Source organism: Caballeronia choica (assembly GCF_001544535.1).
Lineage (GTDB): Bacteria > Pseudomonadota > Gammaproteobacteria > Burkholderiales > Burkholderiaceae > Caballeronia > Caballeronia choica.
This window is the reverse complement of the sequence record NZ_FCON02000185.1, coordinates 1-12,718: the sequence shown is the minus strand read 5'-3', so window position 1 is coordinate 12,718 and position 12,718 is coordinate 1. Positions and strand designations below refer to the sequence as shown.

Sequence of the window (12,718 nt, the reverse complement as noted above, 5' to 3'; positions counted from 1 at the left end):
GTGCGCGCCTCTTCTACATGCCAACAACGATGAAACCCCGCTAAGGACACTCCCCCGGTTGGACCACTCCGAGGGAGCGGTCTGGAGGCGCATGGCAAGGATTGGCGTTGGAAAGCTGCTTTCTTTGCTTACTTTCTTTGCAGCAGCAAAGAAAGTGAGTCCCGCCCCGGACAGGGGCAGAGCAAATAAACCAAAAACAAAGCAAGTTCCATAGAAGCGCATCAACATCAAACGGCGTAAACAACGCCCCCGCCCCCCAACCCATCGGCTGGTATGCTTGCCCCTTTCAATCAGGACCAGAACACAACCCACGATGGATACGCAGGATAAAGCAGCAGCACTGAATCGGATGAAGTGGTTCGCGGCGGCCCTGCTCGTCGCGGCCGGCGGCCTGTTCGCGCTCGCCCGCAGCCAGCACGACGCCGGCGCGTGGGCGTGGGTATCGGCGTTCGCGGAAGCCGCGATGGTCGGCGCACTCGCCGACTGGTTCGCGGTCGTCGCGCTGTTTCGCCATCCGCTCGGCGTGCCAATCCCGCACACGGCGATCCTGCCGGCCAACAAGGCGCGCGTCGCCGACAACCTCGCCGCGTTCGTGCGCGACCGCTTTCTCGGCACCGACGCACTCGTCGACCGCGTGAGCGCGTTCGACCCGGCCGGCCGCCTGTCGATGTGGCTCGCCGAGCCGAAAAACGCCGAATTGCTGGGCAGGAAGGCGGTGACATCGGTAAGCCAACTCCTGAATTTCATCGACGACGAGCGCATCAAGACGATGCTCTACGACGCGCTGCGCCGCCGTGCCGACCACTTCGATCTGGCGGGCGCGGCGGGCGGGCTGCTCTCCACGCTGACCGCGGACCAGCGTCATCAATTGCTGCTCGACGAAGGTCTGCGGGGACTGGCGGGCTGGCTCGATCGCGGCGAAGTGCAGCAGATGCTCGCCGACAAGATCGTGCAGGTGGCAGGCGAGGAGTATCCGAAGCTCGTCGGCGCGCTCGGTTTCATCGGAATGAATGCCGAGGAACTCGGCAACAAGTTCGCGGCCGGCCTCGTGCGCGGCGCGAACACCTGGCTGCATGACATCATCAGCGACCCGGAGCACGAGCGCCGCAAGGCATTCGATCAGGCGGTGGAAGGGTTCGTCGAGCGCCTGAAATCCGATCCGGCGTTCAAGGCGCGCATCGACGAACACAAGCGGCAATGGCTCGCGCGGCCTGAACTTCGGGCGTACGTCAACGGCCTGTGGGACGAGTTCACCGCGTGGGTGCGCGCCGACGTCGTGCGGCCGGATTCGACGCTGCACGCGAAGGTGGTCAGCGTCGCTGCGACGTTCGCGCAGGCGCTCGGCGGCGATCCGGCGTTGCGCGATTCGATCAACGAGCACATGCGCGACGCGCTGAAAGCGCTCGCCCCGGAGTTGCGCGAGGGCATTGCGAAACACATCGCGACGACGGTGCGGCAATGGGACGACGCGACACTCGTGCGCGACGTCGAACTGAATATCGGGCGCGACCTGCAGTTCATCCGCGTGAACGGTACGCTGGTGGGCGGCGCGGTCGGTCTCGTGATTCACGCGGTGACGGTGCTGACCGCGTGAGTGCGTGAGCGTTTGCTACGGGGAGGGGCGGTCGCATGAGGGTTTCGAAATCATTTTCGCGAGCGTGACGAACATGGACAATGCGAACGCCGAACTGATCGAGCGTTTCTACCACGCGTTCCAAGACCTCGACGCGGAGGCGATGTCGGCGTGCTACGCGCGCGACATCCGCTTCGAAGACCCGGTGTTCGGCACGCTGCGCGGCCGCGAAGCGGGCGACATGTGGCGCATGCTGCTCTCCCGTGCCGCGGATTTCTCACTGACCTATGGCGACATCAAGGCAACCGGCCAGACGGCGACCGCGAAATGTGTGGCGACTTATCGTTTCTCGCGCACCGGCCGCAAGGTGGTCAACGAGATCCGGTCGAAATTCGCGATCCGCGACGGCGAGATCGTCGAACAGACCGATACGTTCAATCTCTGGCGCTGGAGCCGGCAGGCGCTCGGCCTGAAGGGCTGGCTGCTCGGCGGGACGTCGATCGTGCAGAACAGGATCCGCGCGGAGGCGCGCAAGGGACTCGCGGATTATCGCCGGCAGGCCGCGTCATGACGCGCATCGAACCGCCTTTCGGCCGCGAGCGGCTGGAGGACGAATGGCTCGAAGCGGACGGCTTCGGCGGCTTCGCGTCGGGCACGGCCGGCATGATGCGCACGCGCCGCTACCACGCGCTGCTGCTCACCGCGACGCAGCCGCCAGCGGGCCGCGTCGTGCTCGTCAACGGCATCGAGGCGTGGCTCGGCGCGGACGGCACGCGCCATCCGTTGACGACGCAATACTATGCGCCGGACGTGCGTTATCCCGACGCGTCGGCGAGCCTGCTTTCCTTCGACACCTCGCCGTGGCCCACCTGGCGCTTTCGCATCGGCGAGCGCGCGGTGCTGGTCGCGGAGGTGTTCGTCGCGAAGGAGAGCCGCGAGACGGTACTGCGCTGGCGATATGAGGGTAAAGACGCGCCCCCGTCAGCCACGTTAAGCGTGCGCCCGCTGCTCTCCGGCCGCGACTATCACGCGCTGCATCATGAGAATCCCGCGTTCGCATTCGACGCCCGCGTCGACGGCGAGCGAGTGAACTGGCGGCCCTACGGCGACTTGCCGGCGATCGTCGCGTCGACGAACGGCGCCTATTCGCACGCGCCCGAGTGGTATCGCAATTTCTGCTACGTCCGCGAGCGCGAGCGCGGCCTCGATTTCACCGAAGACCTGGCGTCACCCGGCGTCTTCTCGTTCGACCTCGCGCAGGGCGACGCGGTGATGATCCTGAGCGCCGATACGGCTAATTCGACGCCCGCGCGCGATCGCGCCACCGCGCTCGCCGACATCGAACGACAGCGCCGCGCCGCGCTCGGTTCGCGCCTCGCGCGTTCCGCCGACGCCTACGTCATCGCGCGCGGCGACGGCCACACGATCCTCGCGGGCTTCCCCTGGTTCACCGACTGGGGCCGCGACACGTTCATCTCGATGCGCGGCTTGCTGATCGCGCAGGGACGCCTTCAATACGCCGAGTCGATCCTGCTCGAATGGGCCGACATGCTGTCCGAAGGCATGCTGCCGAACCGCTTTCCCGATCGCGGCGGCATGCCGGAATACAACTCGGTCGATGCGTCGCTCTGGTTCGCAGTCGCCGTGCATGACTATCTCGCCACCGGTCACGCGCTCGCCGCGACGAAGAGCCGTTTGCAGCATGCCGTCGATGCGATCCTCGACGGCTACTCGCGCGGCACGCGCTTCGGCATAGCAGTGGACGACGACGGCCTCGTGCGCGCCGGCGTGCCGGGCGTACAACTGACGTGGATGGATGCGAAGGTCGACGGCTGGGTGGTGACGCCGCGCATCGGCAAGCCGGTCGAGGTGCAGGCGCTGTGGATCAACGCGCTCTGCATCGCGCGCGACTGGAATCCGCAATGGAGCGAACTCGAAGCGCGCGCGCGTCGCTCGTTCGCGGAACGCTTCGTGGATCCGTCGACGGGCGCGCTCTTCGATGTCGTCGATGCCGATCACGAGCCGGGCAAGATCGATCGCTCGATTCGTCCTAACCAGATTTTCGCGGTGGGCGGCCTGCCGTTTCCGTTGCTCGAAGGCGCGGGCGCGGAGGCCGTGGTCGCGCAAGTGGAAGCGCACCTGCTGACGCCGCTCGGCCTGCGCACGCTCGCGCCTTCCGATCCGTCGTATCGCGGGCTCTACGCCGGCGGGCTTTTCGAGCGCGATTCGGCGTATCACCAGGGCACGGTGTGGCCGTGGCTCATCGGACCGTTCATCGAGGCGTGGATTCGGCTGCACGGCTCAGATGGCGTGCGCGAGCGGTTTCTCGCGCCGCTCTACGCGCATCTGGACCACGGCGGCCTCGACCACATCTGCGAAGTCGCCGATGGCAACGCGCCGCACAAGCCGGGCGGCACGCCGTGTCAGGCGTGGTCGCTCGGGGAACTGCTGCGGATCGAAAAACTGATCGGCGTTTGAAGCGACCCGAAGGCTTATCCGAGCACCGTTCCATCTTCCATGAAAGCCGCTGCGACGTGCGCAAATCCCTCCATGATTTCGCGGTCTCTTGCGGTTTTCATTCTTGCAATTTCGTGCGCGTCTGGTTCGTCCAGAATAGTGATCAGCAAATAGCCGCCGTTATCGTCGTCGACATAGATGAGCGCGCGATCGCTGGTTTTGCGTCCACGCTTCACCCATGCCCGGTTCCAGGAATCGAGTTGCGTCCCGTCGGCAAGCGGCACGAGGTGCACGTGGCGCAACATGTATTGACGGCCGTCGACTTCAGGCCGGACATAGGCCGAATCCTTGCCGAAGAGAAAGCTGTCGTATTCGCCGCCGGCTTTCCATGCCGAAAATTTGTGAACGAATAGCGCCTGATCCAAATACGATTTACTGAAATAATTCTGGAGGGCTTGGGTGATGCTTATTCTCATGTGCTGCCCTCACCAAAACGTTATCGCTTGCGCTTTAGGCCCGCGAAGGCCTCGTGCGCGGCGCTTGCGGTGAATTCCCCGCTCTCCGAAATACGCCTGAAGAGTTCGAGCGCCGCTGCGCTTTCTCCCGTTTCGGCTTCCCAACTGCGCAGCGCGCGTTCCGTCGCGAGCCTCATGCTTGCGATCTTCCGTGTCACCGGACCAAATCTCAGTGCTTTCATGCAGTTACCTCCTTGAATCGATGAGTGGATCTTAACAAGGCCGAGCTTTGGGCTGTCCAGCGTTTTCTTTGCGATTGGCCATTCGGCAGAGGCGCGAGTGCGGGAACGGCATGGGCAGGCTCGCCCGACGGCGGCGCCCGAACACGCTTTGACGACATCGCGATGCGCGTCACCTCTCATCGCTATTTCCAGGATCGCTGTGCGCTGCGCCGTCACGTGTCCTGTAGCGCCAGCCAAACACGTCCCGCCATAAACGCGCTAAATTGTGAGTCTTTCCGCCGGTCGGAACTACCGAAGATCCAGCACGAGGAGACACCCATGCCGCCCCTGCGCGCCACTAACCTGCTCGAGACCATCGAGGGTGCCCGGCTCCATTCCAGCGAATGCGCCCGCTGGCAGCGCTGGGGACCGTATCTCAGTGAACGCCAGTGGGGCACCGTGCGCGAGGATTACAGCGCGAACGGCACCGCCTGGGACTATTTCCCGCACGATCACGCGCGCAGCCGCGCGTACCGCTGGGGCGAGGACGGCATCGCCGGCTTCGGCGACGACAAGCTCAACTGGTGCGTATCGCTCGCGCTCTGGAACGGACGCGACCCGATCCTGAAGGAGCGTCTCTTCGGGCTCACGAACGAGCAGGGCAATCACGGCGAGGACGTGAAGGAACTGTATTTCTACGTCGACGGTACGCCCACGCATTCCTACATGCGCATGCTCTACAAGTATCCGCAGTGCGCGTATCCCTACGCGGACCTGATCGACGAAAACGCGCGGCGCGGCCCTGATTTTCCCGAGTACGAAGTGCTCGACACCGGTGCCTTCGACGACAACCGCTATTTCGACGTGCAGGTCGAATACGCGAAACACACCGCCGAAGATATCGTGATGCGCGTGACCATCGAGAACCGCGCGGACCAACCCGCCACGCTCGACGTGCTGCCGCTCATCTGGGCGCGCAACACGTGGTCGTGGAAACCGGGCGCGAAAAAACCGTCGCTGACGATGCCGGCAAGCCCGGGCGACCCTCACGTGATCGCGGGGCACGACGGGCACGAGCCGCTGGTGGTCACGGCATCGGCGGGCGGGGCGCAAGTCGAATGGCTCTTCTGCGAAAACGAGACCAACGTGAAGCGCATGTTCAACATGGACGGCCCCGGCCCGTTCAAGGACGGCTTCAACGACTACATCGTGGAAGGCGATGCGAAGGCTGTCAGCCGCACGTCGGGCACGCGCGCGGCGGCGCATGTACACCTCGAACTGGAGGCGAACGGCCGCGCGGTCGTCGTGATGCGCTGGCGGCCGGAATCGGCGCCGGACGTCGTGCCGCTCGACATCGACGCGCTGTTCGCGCGCCGCATCGCGGAGGCCGATGCGTTCTACGCGGCGCTGCAATGCGACATCGACGACCCGGACGCGCGGCTCGTGCAGCGGCAGGCGCTCGCGGGCATGCTGTGGTCGAAGCAGTACTACCAGTTCGACGTCACCCGCTGGATGGAAGGTGACCCCGCCCAGCCGAAGCCGCCGCCAGGCCGCCGCCGTGGGCGCAATGCCGACTGGCGGCATCTGTGCAACGCGGACATCGTGTCGATGCCGGACAAGTGGGAGTACCCGTGGTACGCATCGTGGGACCTGGCGTTCCATGCAGCGGCGTTCGCGCTGATCGATCCCGAGTTCGCCAAGCGCCAGTTGCTGCTGCTGGTGAAGGACCGCTACCAGCATCCGAACGGCCAGTTGCCGGCCTACGAGTGGGCATTCGGCGACGCCAATCCGCCCGTGCACGCGTGGGCCACCTGGCGCGTCTACGAAATCGACCGCGCGATCACCGGCAAGGGCGACCGTGATTTCCTCGAACTGGTGTTCCACAAGCTGCTGCTCAATTTCTCCTGGTGGGTGAACCGGAAAGACGCCGACGGCCACAACATCTTCCAGGGCGGCTTTCTCGGGCTGGACAACGTCGGCATCTTCGATCGCTCGTCGCCGCTGCCGACCGGCGGCCACATCGACCAGGCCGACGGCACCGCGTGGATGGCGTCCTACGCGCTCGACCTGATGCGCATCGCGCTCGAACTGGCGTGCGCGAACAAGGTGTTCGTCGACATCGCCGTGAAGTTCTTCGAGCACTTCCTGTATATCGCGGAGGCGGTCAGTTGCGAGGACGGCTGCGAAACCGGCCTCTGGGACACGCCCGACGAATTTTTCTACGACAAGCTGCGCCTGCCCGACGGCACCAATATTCCGATGCGCATCCGCTCGATCGTCGGGCTGATTCCGCTGTTTGCCGTCCACGTGCTGGAGCAGACGGTGCACGGCGACCTGCCCGGGCTGCGCGACCGGCTCGTCTGGTTCCTCGAACACCGGCCCGATCTCGCGCGGCTGGTGTCGCGCTGGAACGAGCCGGGCAAGGGCAACAGTCTGCTGCTGTCGCTGTTGCGCGGACACCGGATGAAAGCGCTCCTGAAGCGCATGCTCGACGAATCGGAGTTTCTGTCGGACCACGGCGTGCGGGCGCTGTCGCGCGTGCATCGCGACGAGCCGTTCGTGTTCCATCACAACGGCGACAGCTTCTGCATTCGCTATTTGCCGGCGGAATCGGATTCGCGCGTGTTCGGCGGCAATTCGAACTGGCGCGGGCCGGTGTGGATGCCGGTCAACTATTTGCTGATCGAATCGCTGTACGAGTTTCACCGCTATTACGGCGACGAGTTCCGCGTCGAGTATCCGACCGGCTCGGGCAAGACGCTGTCGCTGTCGGCAATCGCCGATGAACTTTCGCGCCGCCTGACCACGCTGTTTCTCCTCGACAAGAACGGCGAGCGCCCCGTGATGGCCGCTTATCCGTTGCTTCAGGCCGATCCGCGTTCGCGCGATCTCGTGCTGTTCCACGAGTACTTCCACGGCGACAACGGACGCGGCGTGGGCGCATCGCACCAGACGGGGTGGAGCGGACTCGTTGCCTTGCTGTTGCAGCCGCGCGTGATGGCGCAGTCGGGCGTCGTGCCGGTGGCCGGCGATGCCGAGGAAACGGAACTGGCGGCGGCCAAGTGAACTACCCAGCTTAAGCGCCAGCGACTCAACCACCGGCATAGGGATTGCTAAATCACCTACGCCGCAGCGCAACCGGATGGCGTCGCGGTACGGCCGTGCGTTGCCGCTGCACGCGGCCGGGCAGCCCACCCGCATCCGTCCTGAACGACCCCTTTGGGAGCGCCGCATGGAAAACACGTCGAAGGACGAAGAAATTCGCAGGAAAGCGTACGAACTGTGGGAAGAGGCAGGCAGTCCCGAAGGACGCGCCGAGGAGTTCTGGGAGCAGGCGCGCGCGAGCGTCGGCGATGGCGACGAAACCGTGACGGAGGATCAGAGCGATACCGCCCCGGTCGGCGAGGCGATGACGAAGACGTAACAAGGCGAACGGCATCGCGCGTGGACCGCGCATCGCAACCAGAAAAAAGACGCGCACCGAGTCGTGCACGTCAACGCGTCTCGCTCATCGGATCGAACCAACAACGAAGCGGCGTGCTCTTCAAAAAGCACGCCGCTTTTCCATGTGTGCCAACGCTCCTTACATTGGGGTAACTCCGAATATGGTCGGATCCTTACAATTTCTACACTCGATCACCGATAACTAGTGAACAAACGTTCGGACGGAAATGCAAGCCCGCGAGCCGGGCGAGCAGCCTCCCGTCTGACAAAAAACAATTCGTGCGACGGAGACCGCAAACCATGGGCATCAAACTCAAACTTATCGCCGGCGCGCTCGCGTTCGGCGCGTTCGCCACCGCTTACGCAGCCGATCCGATCAAGATCGGCGTCGATGGCCCGTTCACCGGCGGCTCGTCGTCGATGGGCGTGAGCATGCGCGACGGCGTGCGGCTCGCCACTGCCGAGATCAACAAGGCCGGCGGCGTGCTCGGCCGGCCGATCGTGCTCGTCGAACGCGACGACGAGGCCAAGAACGAGCGCGGCGTGCAGATCGCGCAGGAACTGATCAACAAGGAAAAGGTGGTCGCGGTGGTGGGCTACATCAACACCGGCGTTGCGCTCGCGTCGCAGCGCTTCTTCCAGGAAGCGAAGGTGCCGGTCTTCAACAACGTCGCGACGGGCACGATCATCACGCGGCAGTTCGACGACCAGCCCGACAACTACGTCTTCCGCAACTCGGCGGCCGACCGCATTCAGGCGCCGATGATCGTCGAGGAAGCGGTCACGAAGCGCGGCTTCAAGAAGGTCGCGATTCTCGCCGACTCGACCAACTACGGTCAGCTCGGCCGCGAAGACCTCGAAAAGGCGCTGTCGGCGAAAGGCGTGAAGCCGGTAGCCGTCGAGAAATTCAACATCAAGGACGTCGACATGACGGCCCAGTTGCTGAAGGCGAAGGAAGCGGGCGCACAAGCGGTGCTGACCTACGGCATCGGACCGGAGCTCGCGCAGATTGCGAACGGCATGGCCAAGCTCGGCTGGAAGGTGCCGCTCATCGGCAGCTGGACGCTCTCGATGGCGAACTACATCGATAACGCCGGCGCGAACGGCGAAGGCGCGCGCATGCCGCAGACCTTCATCCAGGAAGCGAACACGCCGAAGCGCAAGACCTTCATCGAGGCCTACCTGAAGGAGTTCAAGCCGAAGAACGATCGCATCGACTCGCCGGTGTCGGCGGCGCAAGGATACGACTCTGTCTACCTGCTCGCCGCCGCGATCACGCAGGCCGGCTCGACCGAAGGCCCGAAGGTGCGTGCCGCGCTGGAGAACCTGAACACGAAGGTCGAGGGCGTCGTGATGGTCTACGACAAGCCGTTCGCGCACGGCGATCACGATGCGATCACCCCGAACGTGCCGGTTGTCGGCGAGGTGAAGGGCGGGCGCGTGGTCTACGCGTACGACGCCGACAAGAAGGGCGGCAGCCAGCTTCGCACCAAGCAGACGACCGCCGCGAACTGAGGCGTTCGTCCTGCCCGCGGGAGCCGCGCCCGCCTGACGGCGGGGGCGGCTTTGCTTTGTGTCCGACTGACTGAACCTCCGGCAACTCGACGATGGCCATTCTTCTCCAGCTTGTCTATAGCGGCATCGCGCTCGGCATGATCTACGCCGTGATCGCGTTCGGCTACCAACTGACCTTTGCGACATCCGGCACGCTGAACTTCGGCCAGGGCGATGCGCTGATGCTCGGCGCGCTCGTCGGCCTCACGCTCGTCTCGATGGGCGTGAACTACTGGCTGATGATTCCGCTCGTGTGCGTGTTCGGTCTCGCGCAGGGCGCGTTCGTCGAACGCATCGGCGTGCGGCCCGCGATCAGGATCAAATCCGAATTCGGCTGGATCATGTCGACGATCGCACTCGGCATCATCTTCAAGAACGTCGCGGAAAATGTCTGGGGCCGCGACGACCTGCGCTTTCCGTCGCCGCTGCCCGAAGCCCCGCTCAAGGTATTCGGCGCCAACGTGCTGCCAATGGAACTGCTCGTCGTCGGCGGGGCGCTCGTGATGATGCTTGCCGTCGAGTTCTTCAACCGCAAGACGATCTTCGGCAAGGCCGTCGTGGCGACGGCGAACGACCGCGACGCCGCGTCGCTGATGGGCATCAACACCGGGCTCGTGATCACGTTCTCGTATGCGCTTTCATCGCTGACGGCGGCGTTCGCGGGCGTCCTGATCGCGCCGCTCACGCTGACCGGCGCGACGATGGGCGCGGTGCTCGGCCTCAAGGCGTTCGCGGTGGCGATCATCGGCGGGTTGTCGAGCGGGATGGGGATCATCGTTGGCGGGATGATCCTCGGCATCGCGGAAACGACGACCGGCTTCTATCTCTCGACCGGCTACAAGGACGTGCCGGGACTCGTGCTGCTCCTGATCGTGCTGGCGGTCAAGCCCGCCGGTCTGTTCGGCAAGACCGCCATCAAGAAAGTCTGAGGCCATCGTGAAGACCAGGAAAATTATCGCGGCCGCCCTGGGGCTGGCCGCTCTCGCGGTGTTCCCGGTGTTCTCGGGCAATCCGTATTACATCCACCTCGTCGAGACCATCATGATCTACGCGATCCTGCTGTTCGGTCTCGACGTCGTCGTCGGCTATACGGGGCAGGTGTCGCTCGGGCACGCCGGGCTGTTTGGCGTCGGCGCGTACACGGCGGGCGTGTTGTTCATCAAGCTCGGCATGCCGTTCTACGTCACGGCGCCGCTCGCGATCCTCGTGACGGCCGGCTTCGGCGCGATACTCGCGCTGCCCGCGCTGCGCGTGTCCGGCCCGTATCTCGCGATGGTGACGCTCGCGTTTGGCACGATCATCCAGATCCTCATCAACGAGATGGACTTCCTGACCAACGGACCGATGGGCCTCAAGATTCCGAAGCCCGTGATCGCCGGTCACCTGATGAATGAGGTCGAGTATTACTGGCTCGTCGCGGTGCTGCTGGTGGTGTCGCTCGTGGTCGTGCATCGCGTGCTCAAGTCGCATCTCGGCCGCGCTTTCGAGGCCTTGCGCGACAGCCCGATCGCCTCGGACTGCATGGGCGTCTCGGTGTATCGATACAAGGTCTATGCGTTTGTGATCAGCGCGGGTTTCGCCGGACTGGCCGGCTGCCTTTATTCGTATTCCGAGCAGTACATCTCGCCGAACACGTACAACTTCGAGCTGACGATTCTGTTCCTGCTCGCGATCATCATGGGCGGCCGCAAGACGCGCACCGGCGCCTTGCTCGGCTCGACGATCATCGTGATGCTGCCGAAACTGCTCGACGATATCGCGATGTTCCGCACGGTCTCGACCGCGCTCGCCGTGGTGGTCCTGATTGGCGCGGTGATCGCGCTTGGGCGCCGGATCAGCACGCCGAAGCGGGTGGCGATTCCGGTCCTCGGCACGGCAGGACTCGCGATCTTCTCGTACTGGATCGACGCACTCACCGACTGGCGGCTGACCATCTTCGGCCTGATGATCCTGCTGGTGGTGTACTACCTGCAGGACGGCATCGTCGGCTTCGTGCGCAAGGTGCTGAGCCTTGGCCGCGTGCGCGTGACGAAGATCGACCCCGCCGACCTGAGGGATGCAGAAGCCGACGCGGTGCTCGCAGTGCGTCCCGAGGGGAATGAAATCATCCTCGATTTGCGCGGCATCCTGATGCAGTTCAGCGGCCTGAAGGCGCTCAACGACATCAACCTGACCGTGCGTCGCGGCACGATTCACGGACTGATCGGGCCGAACGGCTCGGGCAAGAGCACGATGATGAACGTGCTGACCGGGATCTACGTGCCGAGCGCGGGATCGATCGAATACGACGGCCAGTCGATCGCTGGGCGGACTTCGGCGAACATTGCGTTGTCGGGTATTGCGCGGACGTTCCAGAACGTGCAGTTGTTTGGCGAGATGACGGCGCTCGAGAATGTGCTGGTCGGCTTGCATCACACGTTCAGGTCGAATCTTGCCGACGTGGGCTTGATGACGGGGCGATATCGGCGGGAAGAACGGCTGGCGCGCGAGCGCGCGTTCAATTTGCTGCGTTTCGTCGGGCTGGCGGACGTTGCGACTGAAGAGGCGCGGAATCTGCCTTACGGCAGGCAGCGGCTGCTGGAGATCGCGCGGGCGCTTGCGCTCGATCCGCAGTTGCTGTTGCTCGATGAGCCTGCGGCGGGGCTTACCGCGCCGGATATTCGCGAGTTGGTCGCGATCATTCGCAAGGTGCGCAGTCATGGGATCACGCTGGTGTTGATCGAGCATCACATGGACGTGGTGATGAGCGTGTGCGACACGGTTTCAGTCCTGGATTTCGGGCAGAAAATCGCCGAGGGGCGGCCTTCCGAGATTCAGGCCGATGAGAAGGTTATCGAGGCTTATTTGGGGTAGGGGTGGGGTATGGGGTGGGGGTTGGGGTTACGCCGTTTGATGCACTCAGGCTTCTATGGAACTTGTATTGGTTTTGGTTTATTTGCTCTGCCCCTGTCCGGGGCGGGACTCACTTTCTTTGCTGCTGCAAAGAAAGCAACTGTATTAAAGGTCAAGCGCGA

Annotated in this window: 10 protein-coding genes; 8 read left to right on the top strand and 2 right to left on the bottom strand. The window is 64.1% G+C overall.

From position 1 onward, the window contains the following. Nucleotides 1-313 precede the first annotated feature (313 nt). From AWB68_RS38535 to AWB68_RS38525, 3 genes are all read left to right on the top strand, one after another. A complete protein-coding gene (locus AWB68_RS38535; protein WP_087649459.1) occupies nt 314-1,594 on the top strand; it encodes a DUF445 domain-containing protein in 1,281 nt (426 codons plus the stop codon). A gap of 73 nt (nt 1,595-1,667) precedes the next feature. Next, nucleotides 1,668-2,144 carry a nuclear transport factor 2 family protein gene (locus AWB68_RS38530; RefSeq protein ID WP_087649460.1) on the top strand — a complete coding sequence of 159 codons (477 nt, stop codon included), beginning with the start codon at nt 1,668-1,670 and terminating at the stop codon, nt 2,142-2,144. Further along, the gene (locus tag AWB68_RS38525; protein WP_087649458.1) at nt 2,141-4,051 is read left to right on the top strand and encodes an amylo-alpha-1,6-glucosidase; all 1,911 of its coding nucleotides are present in this window, start codon (nt 2,141-2,143) and stop codon (nt 4,049-4,051) included. Before AWB68_RS38530 ends, AWB68_RS38525 begins: the two co-directional genes overlap by 4 nt. Before the next feature lie 14 nt (nt 4,052-4,065). On the opposite strand, the gene AWB68_RS38520 is transcribed toward AWB68_RS38525, so the two are convergent. Together AWB68_RS38520 and AWB68_RS38515 are read right to left on the bottom strand one after the other, a co-directional pair. Continuing rightward, nucleotides 4,066-4,506 carry a type II toxin-antitoxin system YafO family toxin gene (locus tag AWB68_RS38520; protein WP_087649457.1) on the bottom strand — a complete coding sequence of 147 codons (441 nt, stop codon included), beginning with the start codon at nt 4,504-4,506 and terminating at the stop codon, nt 4,066-4,068. Between the two features lie 20 nt (nt 4,507-4,526). After that, nucleotides 4,527-4,727, bottom strand: a complete 201-nt coding sequence (locus AWB68_RS38515; protein WP_087649456.1) for a hypothetical protein — start codon at nt 4,725-4,727, stop codon at nt 4,527-4,529. Between the two features lie 318 nt (nt 4,728-5,045). Here AWB68_RS38515 and AWB68_RS38510 point away from each other — a divergent pair, with 318 nt between their 5' ends. From AWB68_RS38510 to AWB68_RS38490, 5 genes are all read left to right on the top strand, one after another. Next, a complete protein-coding gene (locus AWB68_RS38510) occupies nt 5,046-7,772 on the top strand; it encodes an MGH1-like glycoside hydrolase domain-containing protein (RefSeq protein WP_087649455.1) in 2,727 nt (908 codons plus the stop codon). A 166-nt stretch (nt 7,773-7,938) separates the two neighbouring features. Further along, a complete protein-coding gene (locus AWB68_RS38505; RefSeq protein ID WP_087649454.1) occupies nt 7,939-8,130 on the top strand; it encodes a DUF2934 domain-containing protein in 192 nt (63 codons plus the stop codon). Between the two features lie 320 nt (nt 8,131-8,450). After that, nucleotides 8,451-9,665, top strand: coding sequence for an ABC transporter substrate-binding protein (locus AWB68_RS38500; protein ID WP_087649453.1), 1,215 nt, complete (start codon nt 8,451-8,453; stop codon nt 9,663-9,665). A 92-nt stretch (nt 9,666-9,757) separates the two neighbouring features. Then, nucleotides 9,758-10,633: a branched-chain amino acid ABC transporter permease gene (locus AWB68_RS38495; protein ID WP_087649452.1), complete on the top strand. Its 876-nt coding sequence runs from the start codon at nt 9,758-9,760 to the stop codon at nt 10,631-10,633. Nucleotides 10,634-10,640: 7 nt separating this feature from the next. After that, nucleotides 10,641-12,557, top strand: coding sequence for a branched-chain amino acid ABC transporter ATP-binding protein/permease (locus tag AWB68_RS38490; RefSeq protein WP_087649451.1), 1,917 nt, complete (start codon nt 10,641-10,643; stop codon nt 12,555-12,557). Nucleotides 12,558-12,718 lie beyond the last annotated feature (161 nt).

What these genes read in the sequence shown, in the direction of transcription:
- AWB68_RS38500 (WP_087649453.1), top strand. Translation starts at nt 8,451, where the DNA reads ATGGGCATCAAACTCAAACTTATCGCCGGCGCGCTCGCGTTCGGCGCG.
- AWB68_RS38510 (WP_087649455.1), top strand. Translation starts at nt 5,046, where the DNA reads ATGCCGCCCCTGCGCGCCACTAACCTGCTCGAGACCATCGAGGGTGCC.
- AWB68_RS38525 (WP_087649458.1), top strand. Translation starts at nt 2,141, where the DNA reads ATGACGCGCATCGAACCGCCTTTCGGCCGCGAGCGGCTGGAGGACGAA.
- AWB68_RS38535 (WP_087649459.1), top strand. Translation starts at nt 314, where the DNA reads ATGGATACGCAGGATAAAGCAGCAGCACTGAATCGGATGAAGTGGTTC.
- AWB68_RS38520 (WP_087649457.1), bottom strand. Translation starts at nt 4,506, where the DNA reads ATGAGAATAAGCATCACCCAAGCCCTCCAGAATTATTTCAGTAAATCG.
- AWB68_RS38505 (WP_087649454.1), top strand. Translation starts at nt 7,939, where the DNA reads ATGGAAAACACGTCGAAGGACGAAGAAATTCGCAGGAAAGCGTACGAA.
- AWB68_RS38530 (WP_087649460.1), top strand. Translation starts at nt 1,668, where the DNA reads ATGGACAATGCGAACGCCGAACTGATCGAGCGTTTCTACCACGCGTTC.
- AWB68_RS38515 (WP_087649456.1), bottom strand. Translation starts at nt 4,727, where the DNA reads ATGAAAGCACTGAGATTTGGTCCGGTGACACGGAAGATCGCAAGCATG.
- AWB68_RS38495 (WP_087649452.1), top strand. Translation starts at nt 9,758, where the DNA reads ATGGCCATTCTTCTCCAGCTTGTCTATAGCGGCATCGCGCTCGGCATG.